A 25,667-nucleotide genomic window follows, 5' to 3' on the forward strand; every position below is an offset into this window, starting at 1 on the left:
CAAGCGTATTTACGCGCGACGCAAGGAAACGGTGGAACGCAGCTTCGCCGACGCCAAGCAATTGCATGGTCATCGCTACGCAAAGATGCGTGGCTTGCGCAAGCTTGCCGAGCAATGTCTACTGGGGGCTGCTTGCCAGAATATGAAGAAGATCGCGCTGCTGCTGGCGCGGCTTTTAGCTTCTTTAAACGTCCATTTCGACCGCACATACGCCTTGATGCGCCATTTCCTCTTGCATGACGCTTTCTTCTGCCGATCGCCTGTTTTTTAAGCCCACGCCTTAATTCGACCCACAAAAAATAAAACCCACCAAAAAATGGTGGGTTCGTCAGCAACCTGAGCCCCGCTCAGTTAATGAGCGGGGCTTTTTCATCATCCAAGCAAAACCAAGGTCTTACTTGGCGTTCACCAGTGCAACCGTGGTGTCCAGCATGCGGTTCGAGAAACCCCACTCGTTGTCGTACCAGCTCGACACCTTCACCAGGCGGCCGGAAACCTTGGTCAGCGTGGAGTCGAAATTCGACGACGCCGGGTTGTGGTTGAAATCGACCGACACCAGCGGCTCGACGTTGTAAGTCAGCAGGCCCTTCAAGGCGCCGTTTTCCGAGGCATCTTTCATGATCGCGTTGACTTCATCGACAGTCGTGTCGCGCGCGGCGACAAACGACAGGTCGACCAGCGAAACGTTGATGGTCGGCACGCGGATCGCGAAACCGTCCAGCTTGCCGTTCAGCTCAGGCAGCACCAGGCCGACCGCTGCCGCAGCGCCGGTCTTGGCCGGGATCATGCTCATGGTGGCGGAACGGGCGCGGCGCAAGTCTTCGTGATAGACGTCGGTCAGCACCTGGTCGTTGGTGTAGGAGTGAACGGTAGTCATCAGGCCGTTCAGCACGCCGATCTTGTCGTTCAGCGGCTTGACCAGCGGCGCCAGGCAGTTGGTGGTGCAGGAAGCGTTGGAGATCACGGTGTCGCTGGCTTTCAGCACGCCATGGTTGACGCCGAACACGACGGTGGCGTCGACATCCTTGCCGCCAGGCGCCGAGATGATGACTTTCTTGGCGCCGCCCTTGATGTGGGCGCTGGCCTTTTCCTTGGTGGTGAAGAAGCCGGTGCATTCCAGCACGACGTCAACGCCCAGCTCGCCCCATGGCAGTTCGGCCGGGTTGCGCTGCGCCAGCACCTTGATGCGGTCGCCGTTGACCACGATGAAATCGCCGTCGACCGTGACAGTGCCAGGGAACTTGCCGTGGGCGGTATCGTACTGGGTCAGGTGGGCATTGGTTTTTGAGTCGCCGAGGTCGTTGATGGCGACGATCTCGATGTCATGCTTTTTGCCGCCTTCGTAATGGGCGCGAAGGATGTTGCGGCCGATGCGGCCATAGCCATTGATGGCGACGCGGATAGTCATGCTTTTCTCCTAAGGTATTAACAATGAATTTATTGCAACTACATCACACACGTTTCAACTGACCCTAATGGTACGCCAGCCATAGCCGGCTTCCTGCAAATCCAGGCCGTCCCAGCTGAACGGCTGCTCCACCAGCAGCTCGGCCCCCAGCATTTCGTAAAACTGCCGCGCCTGGCGGTTTTCCGCCAGCACCCACACCAGCATGTTGTTGGCGCCGGCGCTGGCCAGCGTTGCCGCCACGTGGGCCACCAGGCGGCGGCCGATGCCGGCGCGCTGCACCGACGGTTCCAGATAGATGGCAGTCAGCTCGGAGTCGTAGCCGAGCTTGGCTTCCTTGAGCGTCATGCCGGCTGCAAACCCGAGCACCTCGCCATCGACTTCGGCCACGAACACATTGGCCGCACTCGACGTCGCCGACAGGATGCGGCTCCAGATGGCGGTGCTGTCTTCAACCTTCATGCCGTCCAGGTAGTCATCTGGAATGATGCCGCGGTAAGTGGCGCGCCAGCTGTCGATGCGCACTGCCGCGATCACCGACGCATCGGCGACCGTGGCGCGGCGGATGACGACATCGCCAACGATGTTGGTGATGTCGAGACCCTTGGCCTTCTTGACTTCCCTTACATTCATGCCAGTATCAACTTGGTCTTGGCGACGACGTTTTCAACAGTGAAGCCGAAATGCTTGAACAGTACAGGAGCCGGAGCCGATTCGCCGAAGGTGTCGATGCCGACCACCGCGCCTTCCAGGCCGACATACTTGTGCCAGAACGCTGTCACGCCCGCTTCGATCGCCACGCGCGGCAGGCCGCGCTGCAATACGCTGGCCTTGTAGGCCGCTTCCTGGCGGTCGAAGACATCGGCGCAAGGCATGGACACCACGCGCACTGCAATGCCTTCCTGGGCCAGCGCTGCCGCGGATTGCATCGCCAGTTCCACTTCGGAGCCGGTAGCGATCAGGATTGCCTTGGCGTCCGGCGCATCTTTCAAGATGTAAGCGCCGCGCTTGATGGCGGCGATCTGGGCCGCATCGCGTTCCTGGTATTGCAGGTTCTGGCGCGAGAAAATCAGCGTGCTTGGGCCGTTCTTGCGTTTTACCGCCTGCTCCCATGCTACCGCCGATTCAACCGTGTCGCACGGACGCCAGTTGTCCAGCTGCGGAATCAGGCGCAGGCTCGACACGTGTTCGACCGACTGGTGGGTCGGGCCGTCTTCGCCCAGGCCGATCGAATCGTGGGTGAACACGAAGATCGAACGGATCTTCATCAGCGCCGCCATGCGCAGTGCATTGCGGCTGTAGTCGGAGAAGGTCAGGAAGGTAGCGCCGAACGGGATGTAGCCGCCGTGCAGGGCGATGCCGTTGATCATGGCGCTCATGCCGAATTCGCGCACGCCGTAGTTGATGTGGTTGCCCGGCTGGTCGGCACGGACCGGCACCGATTCTTTCCAGTTGGTCAGGTTGGAACCGGTCAGGTCGGCCGAACCGCCGAGGAATTCCGGCAGCACCGGCGCCAGCGCCTGGATTGCGTTCTGGCTGGCTTTGCGGGTAGCGATGGTTTCTTTCTTGGCGACGCAGCTGGCGACATAGTCGCTCGCGACCTGCTCAAAATTGCCCGGCAGCTCGCCCTTCATGCGGCGCGTGAATTCAGCGGCCTGCTGCGGATATTCGGCAGCGTAAGCGGCGAACAGCGCGTTCCAGTCGCCTTCGAACTGCTTGCCTTGCGGCTTGGCGTCCCAGGCGGCGTAGACGTCTTCCGGGATTTCAAACGGCGGGTAAGTCCAGCCCAGGGCTTCGCGCACAGCGGCGATTTCCTTGTCGCCCAATGCCGCGCCGTGCACCTTGTCGGTGCCGGCCAGGTTCGGCGAACCCTTGCCGATCACGGTCTTGCAGCAGATCAGGGTCGGCTTGTCGGACAGCTTGGCCTGGTGGATGGCGGCGCTGACAGCTTCGACATTGTGGCCGTCGACGGCGCGGATCACGTTCCAGCCGTAGGCTTCGAAACGCATCGGGGTGTCGTCCTTGAACCAGCCTTCGACGTGGCCGTCGATCGAGATGCCGTTGTCATCGTAGAGCGCGATCAGTTTCGACAGGCGCAGCGTGCCGGCCAGCGAACAGGCTTCGTGCGAAATGCCTTCCATCAGGCAGCCGTCGCCGACGAACGTGTAGGTGTAATGGTCGACCACCGGGAAATTGGCGCGGTTGAATTCCGCCGACAGCAGTTTTTCCGCCAGCGCCATGCCGACCGCATTGGTCAGGCCCTGGCCGAGCGGACCGGTGGTGGTTTCTATGCCTGGCGTGACGTCGACTTCAGGATGTCCCGGCGTCTTCGAATGCATCTGGCGGAAATTGCGCAGTTCGTCTATCGGCAGGTCGTAGCCGGTCAAGTGCAGCAAGGCGTACTGCAGCATCGAACCATGACCGTTCGACAACACAAACCGGTCACGGTTGAACCAGTGCGGATTGGCCGGATTATGACGGTAGTGCTTGGCCCACAAGGCGACTGCGATTTCTGCCATGCCCATCGGCATGCCGGGATGGCCGGAGTTGGCTTTCTGTACAGCGTCCATTGCCAGCGCGCGGATTGCATTGGCCATCTTGGTAGTCGGGAGTGTGGAAGTCATGGTGTGAGCAGGTAGGCAGCAGTTGAAGATCGGTTGGAAAGCGGTTGACGGGCGAAAAGCAGCGAAACAGCCCACAAAGGCCGATATTTTACCAAAATGCAGTCGATTCCGGTTCAAATCGGCGCATCTCTCCCGTGCTGGGGCGGTAAAATGCTGCCGCACCGCATGAAGCGCGTGACCGCACCGAAGCCGGATCGCGTTGTTTTGTTGCAATTCTCACATCCAATCACCTGTCCCCAATATCTTTCCATTGATCGCACCATGCAAGGTTTACATCTGACGGCTGACTGTTACGACTGCAGCTGCTCCCCGGGCTTGTTGCTAGACCCGATCCAGCTGCGCGAGTTCGTCATGGAACAAACCCTGCGTTCGGGGCTGACCGTGGTCGGAGAAAAATTCCACCCGTTCCAGGCCGCCGACGGCAGCGCCGCCGGCGTTACCTGCGCCCTGCTGCTGGCCGAATCGCACCTGGCGATCCATACCTGGCCCGAACGCCAGGCGGTGACCCTGGACGTGTATGTCTGCAATTTCACGGAAGACAACAGCGCCAAGGCCAGCGGCTTGCTGGACGCCCTGGTCGCCGGCTTCGCGCCGGCCCGCTGGCAAACCCACCGCCTGCAACGCGGCAGCGGCGCCGACAACCAGACCCTGGCGCTGGAGCAGCTCACGCCCCATACCGCCTACGGCACGCAACTGGCGCCGCCGCTGGTGCAACTGCAATCGCCGTTCCAGCGCATAGAAATCGCCGAGTCCGCCGAATTCGGCAAAGTGATGCGGCTGGACGGCGCCTACATGACTTCCGAGCGCGACGAATTTTTCTATCACGAATGCCTGGTCCATCCGGCCGCGCTCAGCCACCCGCACCCGCGCCGCGCCTTGATCGTCGGCGGCGGCGACGGCGGCAGCAGCGAAGAACTGCTCAAGCATCCGTCGATAGAACAGCTGACCTTGTGCGAAATAGATCCTGCGGTGATCCAGGCGGCACGCCAGCACCTGCAATCGGTCCATCGAGGAGCGCTGGACGATGCGCGGCTGCGCCATGTCGCCCAGGACGGTTTTGCCTACGTACAGGAAGCGGCGCTCGCCGCTGCTGCCAACCTGCGTTACGACCTGATCCTGCTTGACCTGACCGATCCGCAAGGCGCCGACGGCGGCGCGCTGGCAGCCGATTGCTACACCCTCGGATTCCTGCATGCCTGCCGCGCCTTGCTCAACCCGGGCGGCGCGCTGGTGATGCACCTGGGCAGCCCGTTCCACCACCCGCAACGATTCGCGTTGCTGCGCCAGCGTCTCGGCAGCGTCTTCAGCAAGGTCCATCCCTATACCGTGCACGTGCCGCTGTATGGCGCGCTGTGGGGCATGGCGATTGCCAGCGACAGCCTCGATCCGCTGCAGCTGGACAGCCGGGCGGCGGCAAGCCGCTTGCGGGAAAGAGCACTGGGCGAACTCCAGTACTACAACGAAAATGTCCATTCGGCACTATTCGCCTTACCCAATTTCGTGCAGAATCTGGGCGCTTAGTGGACTGTAACAGCCGATTCAGGAGTGAAGGGCGCGTACCCGGCACGCAGGGCAAGGCGCACAGCGGAGCAATAGCGAGCTATTGCGAGCATGTGCAACGCCGCCATGCGGGTCGGGTACGTGACAGGCACTTCTGAATTGGTTGTTACAGTTCACTAGCATGTTGCTGCAAATTCATCGTTGCCTGATATGGAGAGCGTCTTGCCAACCACCGGTCTTTTGAAGCAAATCCCCGAAACTGCCGCGCCACCGGCCCGCAAGAGCCGCGCCGTGCCGCTGGTGCTGGCGGCCTCGGCGCTGATCGCAGGCTGCAGTCCACGACAGGCGCGCGACGAATACGCCAGCCAGGACGATTGCAAGAAAGACTGGGGACGTCCCGAGCTGTGCCAGCCGGCATCGGGCGGCAGCTCAGGAGGCAGCCACGGCGGCACTTACTACGGCCGCTACTACGGTCCCAGTTACGACGAAGGCGAACGCGCAAGCGCGCAACGCAGCGCACGCAGCGGCGGCAACAGTTTTGGCTTGACTGGCAGCGGCGGCGAGAGCAACCACTCGGTCGGCCGCAGCGTGTCGCGCGGCGGCTTCGGCGGCGCCCACATCTCCTCCGCCGGCGGCTGAACATGATTCGCGAAAGCCTGACGCCGCGCAGCAACTGGCAAGAACAATTCGAATCGCTCGGCTTTACCTACCACTCGATCGACGACCTGTATTGGGACGAGCGCTACGCCTATCGCTTCACCGCGGCGCAGATCGATGCGGTCGAAGACGCCACCAGCGAATTGCACCAGATGGCGCTGCAGGCGGTCGAGCATGTGATCGCGCACGAACGGCTGGAACAGTTCGCCATTCCGCAGCCGTTCTGGGCGCTGGTCGAAGAAAGCTGGCGCGAAAAAGAATTTTCCCTGTACGGACGCTTCGACTTGTCCTGGGACGGCCGCAGTCCGCCCAAAATGCTGGAGTACAACGCCGATACCCCGACCGGGCTGGTGGAATCCAGCGTGGCGCAATGGTATTGGCTGCAAGACGTGTTCCCGCAAGCGGACCAGTTCAACTCCCTCCATGAAAAACTGATCGCCCAGTGGCAAACCCTGGCCCGCGACCATCACAGCAAAGGCTTACTGCACTTCGCCTGCATCGGCGGCCATGAGGAGGACGAAGGCAACCTGGCTTACCTGCGCGACACCGCAATCCAGGCCGGTTTCGCCACCAAACAGCTAGCCATCGAACATATCGGCTGGGACGACCGGCACGCGGAATTTGTCGACGACTTCGACCTGAAGATAGACAACCTGTTCAAGCTTTATCCGTGGGAATGGCTGTGCCGCGAAGCGTTTGCCGAACACCTGCTGGCGCGGCCGCTGCGCCTGATCGAACCGGCCTGGAAGATGGTGCTGTCCAACAAGGCCATCCTGCCGGTGCTGTGGGAACTGTTTCCCGGCCACCCCAACCTGCTGCCGGCGTTCTTCGACGCCTGGCGCATCAGCGGCGATTTTGTGAAGAAGCCGCTGTATTCGCGCGAGGGCGAAAACATCACGATCTATGCCAGCGGCGAAGTCCACCACCAGCCGGGCCAATATGGCGCCGAGGGCTATATCTACCAGGCATTTGCCGCGCAGCCGAAATTCGACGACGGCATCACGCCAGCCTACACTTCGGTCGGTTCCTGGGTGGTAGGCGACACCCCGGCCGGCATCGGCATCCGCGAAGACGTGTCGCTGATCACCAAGGACACCAGCCGCTTCGTGCCGCATTATTTTGTCGACTGACGATCAAACAGCAAATTTGAAGCACGTTCCCTCCCCTTGATACCAGGAGCACTGATCTTATGAACTTTCTCCCCGTCGGCCTGCCGGCCTTCCTGTCTCACTTCGGACTCGCACTGTTGCTGGTGGCGATATTTTTCGTGGTGTATATTTTCATCACGCCCTATCATGAACTGCGCCTGATCCGCGCCGGCAATCACGCAGCCGCCGCCAGCCTGGCCGGCGCCTTGCTCGGCTATATCGCGGCCTTGGCGTCAGCCATAGCGAACAGCGTCAACCTGCTCGACATGCTGGTGTGGGGTGTGGTGGCCCTGGTGGTGCAGTTGCTGGCTTTCCTGATCGTCAAGCTGCTGCTGCCGACGCTGCTGGCCGATATTCCCGAAAACAAGATCGCATCCGGCGTCTTTCTTGGTACAGTAAGTCTTGGCCTGGGCTTGTTGAATGCCGCCTGCATGACTTATTGATTAAGGATTTTCCGTGCCTCGTTTTTACGTTCCTACCCCGCTCGAAATCGGCCAGCAGCTGGCGTTGCCGGAAGCCGTCGCCCATCACCTGCTGGTGCTGCGGCTGGGGCCGGCGGCGCCCGTCACCCTGTTCAACGGTGAAGGCGGCGAATACACCGCCACCATCAGCAGCATTGAAAAAAAGCGCGTCGGTGTCGAGATCAAGACTTTCTCGCCGCGCGAGGCGGAGCTGCCGTATGCGATCACGCTGGCCCAGGCGCTGCCGGAGTCGTCGAAACTGGACTGGATCATCGAAAAAGCCGTCGAACTCGGGGTCGCGGCAATCCAGCCGCTGGCGGCGCAGCGCTGCGTAGTGCGCCTCAACAGCGAGCGCGCCGAGAAGAAACAGAACCACTGGCAAGCGGTGATCGTCGCCGCCGCCGAACAGAGCGGCCGCAACCGCCTGCCTACCCTGTCCAGCCTCAGTCCTTTCAACGACTGGGTCCAACAGCAGGACCTGCACAAACGCATCCTGCTGTCGCCGCGCGGCGAGCAATCGCTGTCGGACTGGGCGCGCCACCAGCCGCCGCAGGCGCTGGCGCTGCTGATCGGGCCGGAAGGCGGGTTCACGGAAGCCGAAGAAAACCTGGCCTGCAGCCAAGGCGCGCTGATGTTGTCGATGGGACCGCGGATCCTGCGCACCGAAACCGCCGGCCTGGCGGCGCTGGCCGCGATCAACGCGATCTGGGGCGAGATGTAGTTTCGTCAACCCGGCGCTTGCCTCTATCGATCCTACAATTTGTTCTAAGCAAAAATATAAGCGCTGGCTAGAATGGTAAACGCAGTCAAGACACAATCGTTTTCAGTTGCGCAACTACTCAAAGCCCTTAGCCCGTTGTAAGATCGATCTTCTCAACTGCTTTGTATTTACAGAGCAGCAACCTGCCTCGACGGCTGACGTTGTATCACGCGTTCATTATTGACGCATTATTTACTCAGGAGAATATTATGGGATTGCTGGATTCGGTACTTGGCGCAATCGGTGGCGGCGGCCAACAGCAAGCAGGTGGAAATAATACGCAAGCCCTGTTGATCCAGGCTGCATTGCCGATGCTGCTCAAAGCGCTGCAAGGTGGTGGTGCGGGCCAGGCTGCCGGAGCGGACGCCGGTTCCGGCGGCGGCCTGCTCAGTGCATTGGAAGGCGCCGGCCTGGGTTCGGTGGTGCAATCATGGATAGGCACCGGCCAAAACCAGCCTATCTCGCCAGACCAGGTGCAACAGGCGCTGGGCGGCGGCCACCTGCAGGAACTGGCGCAAGCGGCAGGCATTTCGCCAGCAGAAGCAGCCGGCCACCTGTCGGAGATCCTGCCTGGCCTGGTGGACAAGCTGACGCCGCACGGCGAAGCCAGCCCTGCTCCTGGCGGCGTCGATCTCGGCAGTTTGCTGGGCGGCCTCCTGGGCGGCAACAAACCGGCCTAAGCAAAACCAGGCTATCTCTGATTGAGAAAAATCGCCCTCCGGGGCGATTTTTTTTGGCCATGGCAATCCCGGATTCCTGATTCAGTATCCAAAATTCAATAAAATGGCTGTTTTATCAATTAAAAATCGTGCAATCCGCTGCGGTTCGACTTCCGTGCAGGGGCAAGAGGCCGAAAGCATTTATAATGCAGGGTTTTGGCAATAAATATTCCGGTCACTTCAATGAAGGTATTTCGCGGACTTCCCAACGCCGAATCGCGTGCGCCTTGCGCGCTCACTATCGGCAACTTTGACGGCGTGCATCGCGGCCACCAGGTGCTGCTCGCGCACGTCCGCAAGGCTGCCACTGAACTGGGGCTGGATGCCGCGGTCATGACGTTCGAGCCGCATCCACGCGAATTTTTTGCGCAGCGCGCCGGCCAGCCGGGCAATATGCCGACCCGTGTCGCCAACCTGCGCGACAAGCTGCAGTCGCTGTCCCAAGCTGGCATAGACCGCGTGATCGTCGAACATTTCAACGCCAGCTTTGCCGCCATGTCGCCCCAGGATTTCATTGAGAAAGTACTGGTCGAGGGCCTGCATGTGAAATGGCTGATGGTCGGCGAAGATTTCTGCTTCGGCGCCCGCCGCGCCGGCAATATCGCGACCTTGATCGAGGCCGGCAAGAAATACGGCTTCCAGGTCGAGACCCTGCCGACTGTCATGAACGACGGCGCACGGGTATCGTCGTCGGCGGTGCGCGCTGCACTGGCGGCCGGCGATTTCAGCCACGCACGGGCGCTGCTGGGCCATCCGTACTCCATCTCGGGCCATGTGGTGCATGGCAAGAAGCTCGGCCGCACCATCGGCTTCCCGACCCTGAACCTGCGCGTCAACCATAAACTGCCGGCGCTGTCCGGCATCTTCGTGGTCAACGTCCATGGCCTGGCCGACCGGCCTTTGCCGGCGGTCGCCAGCATCGGCATCCGCCCCACCGTGGACGACAGCGGCCGGGTGCTGCTGGAAAGTTATATCCTCGACTTTACCGGCGATTGCTACGGCAAGCTGATACAGGTCGAGTTTTTGCAAAAACTGCGCGACGAAGAGAAATATGTCGATTTGCCGACCCTGACCGCCGCGATTACGCGCGATGTCAGCAATGCACGCGCGTATTTCCGCCAGCACGGCCAGCATGACTTGTCGGCGGTTTCGGCCACCGATCGAATTTGACGCTGTCAGCAATTCCTCGCGCCTTGCCTGCGCTTATGCCTACATATATGCCGGCCCCACAGAATTCCACTGAAGAAAATTATGTCCGACCAGACCAGCAAACCAGAAAACAATAAACCGGCGAAACCGCAAGGCAAGCCGCAAAATAAGCCGCAAAGCAAATACCCGGTCAACATGACCGAGACGCCTTTCCCCATGCGCGGCGATCTCGCCAAGCGCGAGCCGCAATGGGTCAAGCAGTGGCAGGAAAAGAAAGTCTACGAACGGATCCGCAAAGCTTCCAAGGGCCGCCCGAAATTCATCCTGCATGACGGCCCGCCCTACGCCAACGGCGAGATCCACCTGGGCCACGCCGTCAACAAGATCCTCAAGGACATGATCGTCAAGGCCCGCAACATGGCCGGCTTCGATGCGCCTTACGTGCCCGGTTGGGATTGCCACGGCATGCCGATCGAGATCCAGATCGAAAAGAAATACGGCAAGAACCTGCCGGTGGCCGAAGTGCAGTCGAAAGCGCGCGCTTACGCCAATGAACAGATCGACCTGCAAAGAAAAGACTTTATCCGCCTCGGCGTGCTGGGCGAATGGGACAACCCGTATCTGACCATGGCCTTCGGCAATGAGGCCGACGAACTGCGCGCCCTTGGCGCCATCCTGGAAAAAGGTTATGTGTACCGCGGCCTGAAACCGGTCAACTGGTGCTTCGATTGCGGTTCGGCCCTGGCTGAAGCGGAAGTGGAATACCAGGACAAGCGCGATCCGTCGATCGACGTCGGCTTCCCGTTCGCCGAGCCCGAAAAGCTGGCTGCGGCCTTCGGTCTGCCATCGCTGCCGACCAATAAAGGCTACGTGGTGATCTGGACCACCACGCCATGGACCATCCCGTCCAACCAGGCGCTCAACGTCCATCCGGAAGTCGACTACGCGCTGGTGCAGACCGCGCGCAACGGCGAAGCGCTGCTGCTGATCCTGGCGCAGGACCTGGTCGAAGACGCGCTGCAGCGGTTCGGCCTCGAAGGCAAAATCATCGCCACCTGCAAAGGCGAAGCGCTGGCGCTCATCAATTTCAAACATCCGCTGGCCGACAGCGATCCCGGCTACAACCGCCTGTCGCCGGTCTACCTGGGCGACTACGTCACCACCGACAGCGGCACCGGCATCGTGCACTCGGCGCCGGCCTATGGCATCGAAGACTTTATCTCCTGCAAGGCGCATGGCATGAAGGATGACGACATCATCAGCCCGGTCATGGGCGATGGCAAGTTTGCATCCTGGCTGCCGTTCTTTGCCGGCATGACCATCTGGGAAGCGTCCAAGCCGATCTGCGCCAAGCTGGAAGAAGCCGGCGCGCTGTTCAAGCTGGTCATGTTCGACCACAGCTACATGCATTGCTGGCGCCATAAGACGCCGATCATCTACCGCGCCACGTCGCAATGGTTCGCCAGCATGGACAACCTGCCGAAGGACGGCCACCCGAGCCTGCGCGCAACCGCCCTGCAAGCGATCGAGGACACTGCCTTCTTCCCGGCCTGGGGCAAGGCGCGACTGCACGGCATGATCGCCAACCGTCCCGACTGGACCCTGTCGCGCCAGCGCCAATGGGGTGTGCCGATGGCTTTCTTCGTGCACAAGGAAAGCGGCCAGCTGCATCCGCGCACGCCTGAACTGCTGGAACAGATCGCGCAGCGCGTCGAGCAAAGCGGGATCGAAGCCTGGCAGGCGCTGGATCCGAAAGAGCTGCTGGGCGACGACGCCGTCAACTATGTCAAGAACAGGGACACGCTGGATGTCTGGTTCGATTCCGGCTCTACCCACCAGACGGTATTGCGCGGTTCGCACGCCAGCCAGCTGCAGTTCCCGGCCGACCTCTACCTGGAAGGCTCGGACCAGCATCGCGGCTGGTTCCACTCCTCGTTGCTGACCTCGGCCATGTTGAATGGCCGCGCGCCGTACAACGCCCTGCTGACGCACGGCTTCGTGGTCGACGGCGAAGGCCGCAAGATGTCGAAGTCGCTGAAGAACGGCGTCGAGCCGCAAAAGGTGGCCGACTCGCTGGGCGCGGAAATCCTGCGCCTGTGGGTTGCCTCCAGCGACTATTCCGGCGAAATCACCATCTCCGAAGAGATCCTCAAGCGCGTGACGGAATCGTACCGCCGCATCCGCAACACCTTGCGCTTCCTGCTGGCCAACACCTCGGACTTCAATCCGGCAACCGATGCGGTGCCGATCGCCGAGCTGCTGGAAATCGACCGCTATGCGATCGCCAGCATGGCGCAGCTGCAGGCCGACATCCTGAATCACTACGAGACCTACGAATTCCATCCGGTGATCTCGAAGCTGCAGATGTACTGCTCGGAAGATCTCGGCGGCTTCTATCTCGATATCCTGAAAGACCGCCTGTACACCAGCGGCGTCAGTTCGTCGGCGCGCCGCTCCGCGCAAACCGCGATCTGGCATATCACCCAGGCCCTGCTGCGGGTGATGGCGCCGACGCTGTCGTTCACGGCAGAAGAAGCCTGGTCGTTCTTCGCCAGCCCGGAAGCATTTGCCGCCAGCGATGAAACCATTTTCACGCAGACCTATTACACGCTGCCGGAAATCAGCGACGCCGCGGCCCTGATCGAAAAATTCAACGCCATACGCGCGGTGCGCGCAGACGTCACCAAGCAGCTGGAAGAAGTGCGAGTGGCAGGCGGCATCGGTTCTTCGCTGCAGGCGGAGGTGGAAATCAAGGCGGCCCCGGCCAAGCATGCGCTGCTCGGCAGCCTGGGCGACGACCTGAAATTTGTCTTGATCACCTCCAGCGCTACAGTGTCCGAAGTGGCGACGGAAGCCGAAGAAACGATCGTGGTCACGCCGTCGGCGCAGCAGAAATGCGAACGCTGCTGGCATTACCGGGCCGACGTCGGCAGCCACCCGGAACATCCGGGCCTGTGCGGACGCTGCGTCGCCAACCTGTTCGGCGGCGGCGAAGACCGGCATTTTGCTTAAGCGATGAAGTAGGTTAACCAGGCGCGGCTTGCAATCGGCTACAAGCTTGCAGGCTGCGCATTTTGCCACATAGTTAAGAATCGACATGGCCACAAAAAAACGCTCTTCCGCTTCATCTTCTTCCAGCTACGGCCTGGCGCCATGGCTGGCTATCGCCGCGCTGGTGCTGCTGATCGACCAGCTGACCAAGATCACCATCGTGCGCCTGTTCAGCTACGGCGAATCGCAGCCGGTGACTTCCTTCTTCAACCTGGTGCTGGTGTATAACAAGGGTGCCGCGTTCAGCTTCCTGTCCACCGAGTCGGGCTGGCAACGCTACTTTTTCACCGCGCTCGGCATCGCCGCCGCGCTGTTCATCACTTTCCTGCTGAAACGCCATGCCGGACAACGCATGTTCTGCACTGCGCTGGCGCTGATCCTGGGCGGCGCCATCGGCAACGTGGTCGACCGCATCGCCTACGGCCACGTGATCGATTTCCTCGACATCTACGTGCGCAACTGGCACTGGCCGGCTTTCAACATCGCCGATAGCGCGATCTGCGTCGGTGCGGTATTGTTTGTCATTGATGAGCTGCGGCGCGTAAACAAGTAAGCAAGTAGCCAATACATAACGTTTCCAGGAGCAGGCATGGATCTCGCTGGTAAAAAAATCGTGCTGGGACTGACCGGCGGCATCGCCTGCTACAAGGCGGCCGAATTCGCGCGCGCGCTGATCAAGGCCGGCGCTTCGGTGCAAGTGGTGATGACCGCGGCGGCAACCCACTTCATTACCCCGGTCACCATGCAGGGCTTGTCGGGCAAGCCGGTGTTTACCGATCAATGGGATGCGCGCATCGGCAACAACATGCCGCACATCGACCTCACCCGCGACGCCGACGCCATCGTGATCGTGCCCTGCTCCGCCGACTTCATCTTCAAGCTGGCACATGGCGCCTGCGACGACCTGCTGTCGACGCTATGCGTGGCGCGCCAGGCGACGCTGCCCTTGCTGGTGGCCCCGGCCATGAATGTCGAGATGTGGCAAAACGCGGCAACCCAGCGCAACCTGGCGCAACTGCTGGCCGACGGCATACAGCTGCTCGGCCCTGACGCCGGCGAACAGGCTTGCGGCGAAGTCGGCATGGGCCGCATGCTGGAAGCTCATGAGCTGCTGACGGAAGTGATCGCCTCGTTCCAGCCCAAGCTGCTGAAAGGAAAACGGCTGCTGCTGACCGCAGGCCCGACTTTCGAACCGATAGATCCGGTGCGCGGCATCACCAATCTCTCATCCGGGAAAATGGGCTATGCCGTGGCCCGCGCTGCTTACGAGGCGGGAGCCGAAGTCACCCTGGTATCCGGCCCGACCGCGCTCGCCACACCCTACGGCGTGCGCCGCATCAGCGTCCAGACCGCGCAGCAGATGCACGATATCGTGATGGCGCAGCTGGCCGGCGCCGACAGCCGCACCGATGTCTTCGTCGCCGTGGCGGCTGTAGCCGACTGGCGGGTAGCCAACGCCAGCCCGCAGAAACTGAAAAAGAATGCCGACGGCAGCGCGCCTGAACTGGTGTTCGAGCAAAATCCCGATATCCTGGCAGCAGTTGCGGCATTGCCGAAAGCGCCTTACTGTGTCGGTTTTGCGGCCGAATCGGAAAACCTGCTGCAATATGGCGAGGCCAAGCGGCTGCGGAAAAACGTGCCGCTATTGGTGGGCAATATCGGCCATGACACGTTTGGCAAGGACGATAACCAGCTGGTATTGTTTGACGCCAGCGGCCACACCAACCTGCCGCGCGCCGGCAAGCAGCAGCTGGCGCGCCAGCTGATTGCAGCAATCGCCGATCGTCTTGTTTAGCGTCTGCATGCCGCTGCCGGTTTCAACGCCGGCGGCTTGCATCGAAAAATCCGCGGCAGCTTGATGAACACCGGGCAGGATTATTCCTGCCATGCCTGTTGCACCAGCCTCTATCATTTCACTTATAGATTGTTACAAAATTCAATGAATATCATCGACGTCAAAATTCTCGACCCGCGCATGCAAGATCAACTGCCGGCCTACGCCACCGAAGGCAGTGCGGGCCTCGACCTGCGCGCCTGCCTGGATGCCGCGCTGACGATCAAACCCGGTGAAACCCACCTGATCCCGACCGGCCTGGCGATCCACATCGGCGACCCGGCTTACGCGGCGATGATCCTGCCGCGCAGCGGCCTCGGCCATAAACACGGCATCGTGCTGGGGAACCTGGTGGGCCTGATCGACTCTGATTACCAGGGTCAGCTGATGGTTTCTACCTGGAACCGCGGAACGACCGAATTTACCCTTAACCCGATGGACCGGCTGGCGCAATTGATCATCGTGCCTGTAGCACGTGTCCGTTTTAATGTCGTAGCCGATTTCGAGAGCAGCGAACGCGGCGCAGGCGGCTTCGGCAGCACCGGAAAACATTGATGGAGAAATTGATGAGATTGACGCGTAACAATGGATGGCAGGGAGTCATGCGCTGTGCAACGCTAACGCTGCCAGTACTGTTGCTGGCAGCCTGTGCCACGCAGGAGCCTGCCGGCACCCAGCCGCAAACCGTGCCAGTCCCTTCCAAACCCGCTGTGCCTGCGCCGCCGCCGCAACAGGCGGAATTGAAAGCCTTGATCGGCTTGCAGGACCGCTTGTACGACGTCGCCGCGCCTTTGCTGGTGAACAATGCCCTGCTGTGCCGGAACAATGCGCGCAACCTGCTGGGTTTCACCGCCAAGACAAAATATTCCTATACCTCTGAATTCATTGACGCGGCCAGCTCTCTCGGCCTGAGCGACCAGCTGCAAGTGACCGGCGTGCTGGCCGGCAGCGGCGCCGCCAAGGTCGGCCTGCAGCGCGGCGACCTGCTGGTCAGCATCCAGGACAAGCCGGTGCCGACCGGCGCCGACGCCGAGCGCCAGACTGCCTTGCTGCTCGGTCCGCTGGTCAACGGCCGCAACAGCATCAAGGTCACCATTGCGCGCAGCGGCGGCAACCAGGTCCTGAACATCCCTTTGACCCGTGCTTGCGCCTTCGGCATCGAACTCGGCAATACCGAGAATGTGATCAGCTATGCTGACGGCCGGCGTGTGCTGATCAGCAGCGGCATGATGAAATACACCAAGAGCGACGATGAACTGGCGCTGGTGATCGCCAAGGAAATGGCGCACAACACGCTGACCCACCCATCGCGCCAGCGCAATACCGCCACCATGACCGGCGTCATCGACAACCTGATCCGCCTGAAGCCGGATACCGCCGCGCTGAACGGCATGGCCGGCGTCAAGCCGTACCCGCAGCAACTGGATGCGGCGGCCGACAAGCTGTCGCTGTACATGGTTGCGCGCGCCGGCTACAAGGTCGACGATGCCGCGGCTTTCTGGCAGCGGCTGGCGAGCAGCTATCCGGCCAGCGTGCTCAACGGTTATACCGCGATCCATCCCGGCACGGACTATCGCCTGTCGGCGATCCAGCAGGCGGTTTCGGATATCCAGGCCAAGCAGGCGACCGGAACCACCATACAGCCATGACCAGACGCTCCATCGTTGCGGCGATGGAGCGCTGCCCAATGCCGAATGCGGCGGCGACCATAAAAAAAGCCTGAATCACTTGCGTGCATTCAGGCTTTTTTAACATGCCAGGCAAACGCCCGGCAGTATCGGCTTGCTTATTCGACTTCGACAGTTTCTTCAGGGGCCGCAGGCGAGGACGAATCCTTTTCTGCAAAGTCCAGGCTGATCAGGTCCTTGTCGTCAAGATCGACAGTTACGCGGCCACCGGTCACCAGCTTGCCGAACAACAGTTCGTCGGCCAGCGCCTTGCGGATCATGTCCTGGATCAGGCGCGCCATCGGCCGCGCGCCCATCAGCGGGTCGAAGCCCTTCTTGGCCAGGAACTTGCGCAAGTTTTCGGTGAAGATCGCTTCCACCTTCTTCTCGTGCAGCTGCTCTTCCAGCTGCATCAGGAACTTGTCGACCACGCGCAGGATGACTTCTTCGTCCAGTGCATGGAAGCTGATGATGGAATCGATGCGATTACGGAATTCCGGCGTAAACATACGCTTGATATCCGCCATCTCATCGCCGGCTTCTTTCTTGTCGGTAAAGCCGATCGAACGTTTTTGCAGGCTTTCCGCGCCGGCATTGGTGGTCATGATGATGATCACGTTGCGGAAATCCGCCTTGCGTCCGTTATTGTCGGTCAATGCGCCGTGGTCCATCACTTGCAGCAGGATATTGAAAATGTCCGGGTGGGCTTTTTCGATTTCATCCAGCAGCAGCACCGCATGCGGTTTCTTGGTCACGGCCTCGGTCAGCAAACCGCCCTGGTCGAACCCGACATAACCCGGCGGCGCGCCGATCAGGCGGCTCACCGCATGACGCTCCATGTATTCGGACATGTCGAAACGGATCAGGTCGATGCCGAGGATGAACGCCAGCTGCTTGGCCACCTCGGTCTTGCCGACGCCGGTCGGACCGGAGAACAGGAAGGAGCCGATCGGGCGGTCGGTCTTGCCCAGGCCGGCGCGCGCCATCTTGATCGCCGACGCCAGGGCATCGATCGCCGGATCCTGGCCGAACACCACATTGCGCAAATCGCGGTCTATGGTTTGCAGTTTGCTGCGGTCGTCCTGGTTGACCGACTGCGGCGGAATCCGCGCAATCTTGGCGATGATGTCTTCGATCTCGCCCTTGCCGATCGTCTTTTTCTGCTTCGACTTCGGCAGGATGCGCTGCGCCGCACCAGCTTCATCGATCACGTCGATGGCCTTGTCAGGCAGATGGCGGTCGTTGATGAAACGCGCCGCCAGTTCAGCCGCGCTGGTGAGCGCGGAGGCCGAATACTTGACGCCGTGGTGTTCTTCAAAGCGCGATTTCAGGCCGCGCAGGATCTGCACGGTTTGCTCTACCGTCGGTTCGTTGACGTCGATTTTCTGGAAACGGCGCGACAAGGCATGGTCTTTTTCAAACACGCCGCGGAACTCGGTGTAAGTGGTCGCGCCGATGCATTTCAGCTGGCCGCTGGACAAAGCCGGTTTCAGCAGGTTCGAAGCATCCAGCGTGCCGCCCGAGGCAGAACCGGCGCCGATGATGGTGTGGATTTCATCGATGAACAGGATGCCGTTCGGGCTGTCTTTCAGCTGCTTGAGCACCGCTTTCAGGCGCTGCTCGAAATCGCCGCGGTACTTGGTGCCGGCCAGCAGCGAACCCATGTCGAGCGAATAGACGATTGCATTTTGCAGGATTTCAGGAACATCGCCCTGGGTGATGCGCCATGCCAGCCCTTCTGCAATCGCGGTCTTGCCGACACCGGCTTCGCCGACCAGCAGAGGGTTGTTCTTGCGGCGCCGGCACAAGGTCTGGATCACGCGTTCGACCTCGTACTCACGGCCGATCAGCGGATCGATCTTGCCTTCGGTCGCCAGCTTGTTCAGGTTTTGCGTGAACTGGTCAAGCGGACTTTCCTTGGCCTGGCCTTCGGCCTGCACTTCTTCCGCACCTTCGGAAGATTTCTGCGCGTCGGCCTGCTGGTCCTTGCGCACTCCGTGCGAGATGAAATTCACCACGTCGAGCCGCGTCACGCCTTGCTGGTGCAGGTAATACACCGCGTGCGAATCCTTTTCGCCGAAGATGGCGACCAGCACGTTGGCGCCGGTCACTTCCTTCTTGCCGTTGGAAGCCGATTGCACATGCATGATGGCGCGCTGGATCACGCGCTGAAAACCAAGGGTCGGCTGGGTGTCCACTTCATTCGAACCCGGCACCGTCGGTGTGTTGTCGCCAATGAAGATGGTCAGCGTCTTGCGCATATCATCAATGTTGACCGCACACGCACGCAGCACCTCTGCCGCGGACGGGTTGTCTAGCAGAGCCAGCAGCAGGTGTTCAACCGTGATGAACTCGTGCCTTGCTTGTCGTGCCTCGACAAACGCCATGTGCAAACTTACTTCCAGTTCCTGCGCAATCATGCTTCCTCCATCATGCATTGCAGGGGATGCCCTGCTTTGCGTGCGTGCGTTAATACCAGTTCAACCTTGGTGGAAGCGATATCTTTCGGATATACCCCACACATGCCTTTGCCATCGCGATGCACCTTCAACATTATCTGCGTTGCGGCTTCACGATCCTTGTTGAAGTATTCCTGCAGGATGGCGACCACGAACTCCATTGGAGTGTAGTCGTCATTGAGCAAAAATACTTGATACATGGGGGGCGGCTTGAGCTTTTGCTCTTGTCGCGTCGCTACTGTCCCGTCTTCGTGCTTGGTTACCATGCGCCTATTCTAAAACCTTCCGCCAAATGCGCAACGCGCGACACAGAATAAAATATTGCTTATAACGATATTACGCGTTTTCCGATTGCTATGCAGATGACGATAGAAGAGATTAAATCAAGAGCAAAAAAACGGCCGAAACCAGAAAATTAATTGCACAAAGGAAATTACTTGACTTTTTTATTTTTAACGCGAACAATGACATTCATTGATAAGCGTGTTTCAGCTTGTTAATAGAAGTGAGCAAGTTCTAGAAGGGGCAGCGTTACGCGAGGCTTCTTGCTTTTACGGCTCGTGTGATTGTTATTATTTGAAAGACGCTATTTTATGGCAACAGGTACAGTCAAGTGGTTCAACGATTCTAAGGGCTTCGGCTTTATCACTCCGGATGACGGCGGTGAAGATTTGTTTGCACACTTTTCCGCAATCCAGATGAACGGCTTCAAGACCCTCAAAGAAGGTCAAAAAGTCCAGTTCGAAGTCACGCAAGGCCCTAAAGGCAAGCAAGCTTCTAACATCCAAGCTCCTTAATTTCGCTTTGCGTCATTAAGCCGCTTTTGTAAAAAACCTCACCGTGGTGAGGTTTTTTTATAGGTACGGCCCGCAACAGCACGAAAAAAAAGCCAGGACACGTCCTGGCTTTTTTGCAACAACTGACAAAATTACATGTTTTCGATCAGCACTTCGCCGAAACCGGAGCAGGAAACCTGGGTTGCGCCTTCCATCAGGCGGGCAAAGTCGTAGGTGACCTTTTTCGAGGTAATCGACTTTTGCATCGATTCGATGATCAGGTCGGCAGCTTCGACCCAGCCCATGTGGCGCAGCATCATTTCCGCCGACAGGATCAGCGAACCCGGGTTGACATAGTCCTTGCCTGCATACTTAGGCGCTGTACCGTGGGTTGCTTCAAACATTGCAACCGAATCCGACAGGTTGGCGCCCGGCGCGATGCCGATGCCGCCGACTTGTGCCGCCAGGGCGTCGGAAATGTAGTCGCCGTTCAGGTTCAGGGTGGCGATCACGCTGTATTCGTTCGGACGCAGCAGGATTTGTTGCAGGAATGCATCAGCGATCGAATCCTTGACGATGATTTCGCGGCCAGTCTTCGGGTTCTTGAATTTCGCCCATGGGCCGCCGTCGATCAGTTCAGCGCCGAATTCCTTTTGCGCCAGGGCATATGCCCAGTCACGGAAGCCGCCTTCGGTGAACTTCATGATGTTGCCCTTGTGGACAATGGTCACGGATGGCTTGTCGTTGTCGATAGCGTACTGGATCGCCTTGCGCACCAGGCGCTCGGTGCCTTCGCGCGAAACCGGCTTGACGCCGATGCCGGAAGTGTCAGGGAAACGGATCTTCTTGACGCCCATTTCCTTGATCAGGAATTCGATCAGTTTCTTGGCGCCGTCGCTGCCTTCTTGCCATTCGATACCGGCGTAGATGTCTTCCGAGTTTTCGCGGAAAATCACCATGTCGGTCTTTTCCGGCTCACGCACTGGCGAAGGTACGCCCTTGAAATAACGCACCGGGCGCAGGCAGACGTACAGGTCCAGCTCTTGGCGCAGGGCCACGTTCAGGGAACGGATGCCGCCGCCGACTGGCGTGGTCAACGGACCTTTGATCGAAACGACGTAATCCTTGATTGCAGCCAGGGTCTCTTCCGGCAGCCAGACGTCAGGACCATACACTTTGGTCGACTTTTCGCCGGCGAACACTTCCATCCAGCTGATCTTGCGCTTGCCTGCATATGCCTTGGACACCGCGGCGTCCACAACCTTGATCATGACCGGGCTGATATCGACGCCGGTGCCATCGCCTTCGATGTAAGGAATGATTGGATTGTCAGGGACGTTGATCGAAAAATCGGCGTTGACGGTGATTTTTTTGCCTTCAGCAGGCACTTTGATATGTTGGGACATCTGTGTACTCCGGAGTTGAGGAGGTAAAAACTACCAGTGCGGTTGGATTTGAAACACGGTTGGTCTTATATAAGACATAAGACAAGCATTCCATATTATGCACTAGTATTTTACTAGACGCTATGTTTTTGCGACACCGGCACCGTGCTTCCTCCATGGCGAAGCACTATACTAGCGCCATGTCTCTGATTCTGTTCAACAAACCATTTCAAGTGATGTGCCAGTTCTCGGCCCACCCCGGCCGCCCTACGCTGGCCGACTACATCAAGATCCCCGATATCTACCCGGCCGGACGGCTCGATGCCGATAGTGAAGGATTATTGTTACTTACCGATGACGGCCAGCTGCAGCACAACATCAGCCATCCGGCGGTGAAGCAGCCCAAGACTTACATGGCGCAAGTAGAAGGCTTGCCGACCGAGGCCCTGCTGGAGCGCTTGCGGCATGGCGTCGATCTCGGCGACTTCCGCAGCAAGCCGTGCCAGGCGCGCCAGATCGAAGCGCCCGATTGGCTATGGCCGCGCGATCCGCCGATCCGCCAGCGCCACGACAAACCCACCAGCTGGCTGGCGCTGACCCTGACCGAAGGCAAGAACCGCCAGGTGCGGCGCATGACGGCGGCGGTGGGATTGCCGACCTTGCGCCTGGTGCGGGTGGCGATCGGGCAGGTGTCGCTGCAAAGCCATCCGCTGTGGCCGGGCGAGTCGCTGGCGATCGATCCCGCCGATCTGACCACCTTGAGGAAGTAGCAGTCGATACAAATTGATACAAGTTTCTGGTCTTTTTAAAAAAGAGTGTCAACCATACGTTTCCGAGGGTCGTTAATTGCAGTGATTCAAGTGAATCATCGATTGATTAACTCGCTAACTGGATGGATTTGAAAATGAAAAAACTGATCGCTGTTCTGATTGCTGGCCTGTTCGCTTCTTCCGTTTTCGCTGCCGACGCAGCCCCAGCTGCTCCTGCAGCACCTGCTGCCGCCTCCGCTGAAGCATCGGCGCCTGCAGCCAAGAAGACCACACACAAAGTCAAGAAGGCTAAGAAAGCCGCTAAAGCAAAAGCTGCAAAAGCTGAAGCTCCAGCAGCCGACGCTGCTCCTGCTGCCAAGTAATTCGGCATCAGTTTCGACAAAAGGCAGGCACGTCCTGCCTTTTTTTACGTCCTGAAACAATTAATATCAGTAGCCGGCGCCCCTCTGCCGATTTGCCTCTCTGTATAATCTCCCGATCCTAAAGGAGCATTATCGACATGAGAATAATTCGCCCAGCCTACCTCGCAGCCACCGCTGCCATCATCGCAAGCTTTACTGCAGCTGCACTGCCGGCCGCGGCCCAGGAAATCCAGCAGCTCCCGGCCACTCCCCTGAATATCGGCATCCATGTGATCAAGGCCGAAGTGGCGCGCAGCGAAGAACAGCGCGAACAGGGCCTCATGTTCCGCAAGAAAATGGGCGCCAACGAAGGCATGGTGTTTGTGTTCGAGACTCCTGCGGGCATCTGCATGTGGATGAAGAACACCCTGATTCCGCTGTCGGTGGCGTTCATCGACGCCAAAGGCGCGATCCTGAATGTCGAGGAAATGAAGGCGCAGACGCTGGATTCCCATTGCGCCCAAGGCGCGGCATCTTATGCGCTGGAGATGAACAAGGGCTGGTTCAAGGAAAAGAACATCAAGCCCGGCACCGTGATCCAGGGTTTGCCTCAGCTATAAACAAGCGCGAGAGAAGCAGCGGCCGGACGCCGCTGCGAGTGAGCATGGCAAAAACAAAACAGAAAAACCCTGCATGACGACATGCGTCATGCAGGGTTTTTCTTAATCCGGCAACAACTCAGTAAAAAACGCCAGCCTGGCTGACGTTCAATTACCGGCTCTCAGTTACCAGCTTAGGCAGCCAGCGCCTTCAGAGCTGCGTTCAGACGGCTCTTATGGCGTGCAGCCTTGTTCTTGTGGATGATTTTCTTGTCCGCGATACGATCGATAGTCGATACGGAGTTTTGCAAGACCAGCGCCGCTGCAGCCTTGTCGCCGCCAGTGATTGCCTTGCGGGCAGCTTTGATAGCTGTGCGCAGGGTCGAACGCTGGCTGGAGTTGTGCAGGTTTTGCTGAACTGCTTGACGAGCACGCTTACGTGCTTGTGCGGTATTTGCCATTTATATTTCCTAAAACGAGGTCGGGAATGCTAACGCGGCAAACCAGACCGCGGCGCAGAATTCTGTAAAGCCACGGATTATAACCAGTTTTTGACGAACAGGCAAATCCCCCTTGCTTTGAAAGCAATTCTGTCGCAAGAAAGCACCATTATCAGAGTGGCAAGCCGATATTATGATTGCCACGGGAACGATCCTGCCCGGACTTTATCACAGTCAATGTTTGCCGGAAGCAAGCCAAACCCGGTGCCAACTCACGCTTTTCCACCTCCTGAGAAAGCTGCGGCAGGCGATCTGCTCCAGCTATAATGCCGCTCCATGAACTTGCATAAAACGCTTGCCACCGTCTCTGGCATGACCATGGTGTCGCGTGTGACGGGCCTGATTCGCGAAATCCTGTACGCGCGCGCATTCGGCGCCGACGGTTATACAGACGCCTTCGCCATCGCTTTCCGCATTCCCAACCTGTTGCGCCGGCTGTTTGCCGAAGGGGCTTTTTCACAAGCGTTCGTGCCCATCCTGGGCGAATACAAGAACCAGAAAGGCGAAGCCGCGACCAAAGAACTGGTCGACCACGTCGCCACCGTGCTGACCTGGGCCATGCTGTTCACCTGCATCATCGGCATCCTGGCCACCCCGGTGCTAGTGTATTTCATCGCCACCGGCCTGAAAGACAACAAGGAAATATTCGACGCCTCGGTGTTCATGACCCGGATCATGTTCCCTTATATCGGCTTCATGTCCTTTGTAGCGCTGGCCGGCGGCATCCTGAATACCTGGCATGAATTCAAGATCCCGGCCTTCACCTCGGTGCTGCTCAACCTGGCTTTCATCGTCGCCTCGCTGTTCGTTGCGCCTTATATGCAACACCCAATCTATGCAATGGCGTTTGCGGTGCTGGTCGGCGGCGTGCTGCAAGTGGCGATCCAGGTGCCGGCGCTGCTCAAGGTCGGCATGCTGCCGCGGATTGCGCTCAGTCCCATGGTCGGCTTGCGCGACCTGGGCGTGCAGCGGGTGCTGAAAAAAATGGGGCCGGCGGTGTTCGCCGTGTCGGCCGCCCAGCTCAGCCTGCTGATCAACACCAACATCGCCTCGCGCCTGGGACATGGCAGCGTATCTTTATTGACCTACGGCGATCGCCTGATGGAATTTCCGACAGCATTGCTGGGTGTGGCGCTCGGCACCATCCTGCTGCCTAGCCTGTCGAAAGCCAATGCAGACAAAGACCATGGCGAGTATTCATCGCTGCTGGATTGGGGACTGCGCCTCACCTTCCTGCTGGCGCTGCCGTCCGCGGTCGGCCTGGCAACCTTGTCAGTGCCGCTGACGGCGACCCTGTTCCAGCACGGCAAATTCGACGCCGCCTCGGTGGCCGTCACCAGCCAGGTGCTGATTGCCTATGGCGTGGGCCTGATCGGCCTGATCGTGGTGAAAATCCTGGCTCCCGGTTTTTATGCCAAGCAAGATATCCGCACGCCGGTCAAGATTGCCGTCGGCGTATTGATCGCCACACAATTGATGAACTACCTGTTCGTGCCGGTGTTCGCAGTGGCCGGCCTGGCGCTGTCGATCAGTGTCGGCGCCTGCCTCAACGCCGGGTTCCTGCTATGGAGCCTGATGCGGCGCGGCATCTACAAGCCGGAAGCAGGCTGGATCCGCTATTTCATGCGCCTGCTGGGCGCCCTGTTCCTGATGGCCGCCGTTGCGCTGTGGTGCGGCCAGCAATTCGACTGGACCGGACCGCACACCAGCTCACTGGCGCGCATTGCCGCCCTGTCCGTGGTGTTGGCTGCCTGTGGCATTACTTACTTTGGAGCACTATTGGCGATGGGATTCCGATTCCGCGATTTCAAGCGGATTGCGCGTTAACTGGATCGCACAGTAGAAAATAGTTTGCTAGGATA

Annotated in this window: 25 protein-coding genes; 18 read left to right on the forward strand and 7 right to left on the reverse strand. The window is 59.4% G+C overall.

All coding sequences use genetic code 11. From position 1 onward, the window contains the following. On the forward strand, window positions 1–271 hold a 271-nt coding region (locus BM062_RS26040; RefSeq protein ID WP_254785217.1), incomplete at its 5' end, for a transposase. Between the two features lie 123 nt (window positions 272–394). On the opposite strand, the gene gap is transcribed toward BM062_RS26040, so the two are convergent. Genes gap through tkt form a run of 3 tightly spaced genes read right to left on the reverse strand, consistent with a single transcriptional unit; the run spans window position 395 to window position 4,029 of the window. Further along, window positions 395–1,408 (reverse strand): type I glyceraldehyde-3-phosphate dehydrogenase, encoded by a 1,014-nt coding sequence (gap, locus tag BM062_RS22460; protein WP_014007231.1) that lies wholly within the window; start codon window positions 1,406–1,408, stop codon window positions 395–397. 54 nt (window positions 1,409–1,462) lie between these two features. Beyond that, entirely contained in the window at window positions 1,463–2,038 is a 576-nt protein-coding gene (locus BM062_RS22465) for a GNAT family N-acetyltransferase (RefSeq protein WP_092401199.1), read from the reverse strand. Further along, window positions 2,035–4,029 carry a transketolase gene (gene tkt, locus BM062_RS22470; RefSeq protein ID WP_092401202.1) on the reverse strand — a complete coding sequence of 665 codons (1,995 nt, stop codon included), beginning with the start codon at window positions 4,027–4,029 and terminating at the stop codon, window positions 2,035–2,037. The genes BM062_RS22465 and tkt overlap by 4 nt, the downstream gene beginning before the upstream one ends. A gap of 261 nt (window positions 4,030–4,290) precedes the next feature. Between tkt and speE the strand changes: the two genes are divergently transcribed. From speE to BM062_RS22530, 12 genes are all read left to right on the forward strand, one after another. Continuing rightward, window positions 4,291–5,550, forward strand: a complete 1,260-nt coding sequence (speE, locus tag BM062_RS22475; RefSeq protein WP_092401300.1) for a polyamine aminopropyltransferase — start codon at window positions 4,291–4,293, stop codon at window positions 5,548–5,550. Between the two features lie 201 nt (window positions 5,551–5,751). Next, on the forward strand, window positions 5,752–6,168 hold the full coding sequence (locus BM062_RS22480) for a hypothetical protein (protein ID WP_139220165.1): 417 nt from the start codon (window positions 5,752–5,754) through the stop codon (window positions 6,166–6,168). Between the two features lie 2 nt (window positions 6,169–6,170). Continuing rightward, on the forward strand, window positions 6,171–7,316 hold the full coding sequence (locus BM062_RS22485) for a glutathionylspermidine synthase family protein (protein WP_092401208.1): 1,146 nt from the start codon (window positions 6,171–6,173) through the stop codon (window positions 7,314–7,316). 59 nt (window positions 7,317–7,375) lie between these two features. Beyond that, a complete protein-coding gene (locus tag BM062_RS22490; protein ID WP_092401211.1) occupies window positions 7,376–7,777 on the forward strand; it encodes a DUF350 domain-containing protein in 402 nt (133 codons plus the stop codon). Between the two features lie 13 nt (window positions 7,778–7,790). Next, window positions 7,791–8,516 carry a 16S rRNA (uracil(1498)-N(3))-methyltransferase gene (locus BM062_RS22495; protein WP_092401214.1) on the forward strand — a complete coding sequence of 242 codons (726 nt, stop codon included), beginning with the start codon at window positions 7,791–7,793 and terminating at the stop codon, window positions 8,514–8,516. A 248-nt stretch (window positions 8,517–8,764) separates the two neighbouring features. Then, a complete protein-coding gene (locus BM062_RS22500; protein WP_092401217.1) occupies window positions 8,765–9,235 on the forward strand; it encodes a YidB family protein in 471 nt (156 codons plus the stop codon). Window positions 9,236–9,457: 222 nt separating this feature from the next. Then, on the forward strand, window positions 9,458–10,444 hold the full coding sequence (locus BM062_RS22505) for a bifunctional riboflavin kinase/FAD synthetase (protein WP_092401220.1): 987 nt from the start codon (window positions 9,458–9,460) through the stop codon (window positions 10,442–10,444). 81 nt (window positions 10,445–10,525) lie between these two features. Continuing rightward, a complete protein-coding gene (ileS, locus tag BM062_RS22510; RefSeq protein WP_092401223.1) occupies window positions 10,526–13,435 on the forward strand; it encodes an isoleucine--tRNA ligase in 2,910 nt (969 codons plus the stop codon). Window positions 13,436–13,520: 85 nt separating this feature from the next. Beyond that, window positions 13,521–14,027: a signal peptidase II gene (gene lspA, locus BM062_RS22515; protein WP_092401226.1), complete on the forward strand. Its 507-nt coding sequence runs from the start codon at window positions 13,521–13,523 to the stop codon at window positions 14,025–14,027. Between the two features lie 36 nt (window positions 14,028–14,063). Then, entirely contained in the window at window positions 14,064–15,269 is a 1,206-nt protein-coding gene (coaBC, locus tag BM062_RS22520) for a bifunctional phosphopantothenoylcysteine decarboxylase/phosphopantothenate--cysteine ligase CoaBC (protein WP_092401230.1), read from the forward strand. A gap of 144 nt (window positions 15,270–15,413) precedes the next feature. Next, on the forward strand, window positions 15,414–15,863 hold the full coding sequence (gene dut / locus BM062_RS22525; protein ID WP_092401233.1) for a dUTP diphosphatase: 450 nt from the start codon (window positions 15,414–15,416) through the stop codon (window positions 15,861–15,863). An 11-nt stretch (window positions 15,864–15,874) separates the two neighbouring features. Further along, window positions 15,875–16,957 (forward strand): M48 family metallopeptidase, encoded by a 1,083-nt coding sequence (locus BM062_RS22530; protein WP_254785218.1) that lies wholly within the window; start codon window positions 15,875–15,877, stop codon window positions 16,955–16,957. 137 nt (window positions 16,958–17,094) lie between these two features. On the opposite strand, the gene clpA is transcribed toward BM062_RS22530, so the two are convergent. Beyond that, on the reverse strand, window positions 17,095–19,395 hold the full coding sequence (gene clpA, locus BM062_RS22535) for an ATP-dependent Clp protease ATP-binding subunit ClpA (RefSeq protein WP_092401238.1): 2,301 nt from the start codon (window positions 19,393–19,395) through the stop codon (window positions 17,095–17,097). Next, window positions 19,392–19,700, reverse strand: a complete 309-nt coding sequence (gene clpS, locus BM062_RS22540) for an ATP-dependent Clp protease adapter ClpS (protein WP_014007243.1) — start codon at window positions 19,698–19,700, stop codon at window positions 19,392–19,394. Before clpS ends, clpA begins: the two co-directional genes overlap by 4 nt. 327 nt (window positions 19,701–20,027) lie before the next feature. Here clpS and BM062_RS22545 point away from each other — a divergent pair, with 327 nt between their 5' ends. Continuing rightward, window positions 20,028–20,231 (forward strand): transcription antiterminator/RNA stability regulator CspE, encoded by a 204-nt coding sequence (locus BM062_RS22545; protein WP_009665919.1) that lies wholly within the window; start codon window positions 20,028–20,030, stop codon window positions 20,229–20,231. Window positions 20,232–20,362: 131 nt separating this feature from the next. Here BM062_RS22545 and icd read toward each other — a convergent pair whose 3' ends face one another. Further along, the gene (gene icd, locus BM062_RS22550) at window positions 20,363–21,616 is read right to left on the reverse strand and encodes an NADP-dependent isocitrate dehydrogenase (RefSeq protein WP_014007244.1); all 1,254 of its coding nucleotides are present in this window, start codon (window positions 21,614–21,616) and stop codon (window positions 20,363–20,365) included. A 179-nt stretch (window positions 21,617–21,795) separates the two neighbouring features. Between icd and BM062_RS22555 the strand changes: the two genes are divergently transcribed. The 3 genes from BM062_RS22555 to BM062_RS22565 all read left to right on the forward strand — a co-directional run bounded on the left by BM062_RS22555 (window position 21,796) and on the right by BM062_RS22565 (window position 23,326). Then, the gene (locus tag BM062_RS22555) at window positions 21,796–22,365 is read left to right on the forward strand and encodes a pseudouridine synthase (RefSeq protein WP_092401241.1); all 570 of its coding nucleotides are present in this window, start codon (window positions 21,796–21,798) and stop codon (window positions 22,363–22,365) included. 134 nt (window positions 22,366–22,499) lie between these two features. Next, the gene (locus BM062_RS22560) at window positions 22,500–22,727 is read left to right on the forward strand and encodes a hypothetical protein (RefSeq protein WP_092401303.1); all 228 of its coding nucleotides are present in this window, start codon (window positions 22,500–22,502) and stop codon (window positions 22,725–22,727) included. Window positions 22,728–22,864: 137 nt separating this feature from the next. Then, entirely contained in the window at window positions 22,865–23,326 is a 462-nt protein-coding gene (locus BM062_RS22565; RefSeq protein ID WP_092401244.1) for a DUF192 domain-containing protein, read from the forward strand. A gap of 173 nt (window positions 23,327–23,499) precedes the next feature. Here the strand turns inward: BM062_RS22565 and rpsT are convergent, their stop codons facing one another. Beyond that, entirely contained in the window at window positions 23,500–23,766 is a 267-nt protein-coding gene (gene rpsT / locus BM062_RS22570) for a 30S ribosomal protein S20 (RefSeq protein ID WP_092401247.1), read from the reverse strand. A 315-nt stretch (window positions 23,767–24,081) separates the two neighbouring features. Between rpsT and murJ the strand changes: the two genes are divergently transcribed. After that, window positions 24,082–25,632, forward strand: a complete 1,551-nt coding sequence (murJ, locus tag BM062_RS22575) for a murein biosynthesis integral membrane protein MurJ (protein ID WP_092401250.1) — start codon at window positions 24,082–24,084, stop codon at window positions 25,630–25,632. Window positions 25,633–25,667: the final 35 nt, after the last annotated feature.

This window comes from Collimonas sp. OK412 (genome assembly GCF_900112135.1).
Taxonomy (GTDB): domain Bacteria; phylum Pseudomonadota; class Gammaproteobacteria; order Burkholderiales; family Burkholderiaceae_D; genus Collimonas; species Collimonas rhizosphaerae.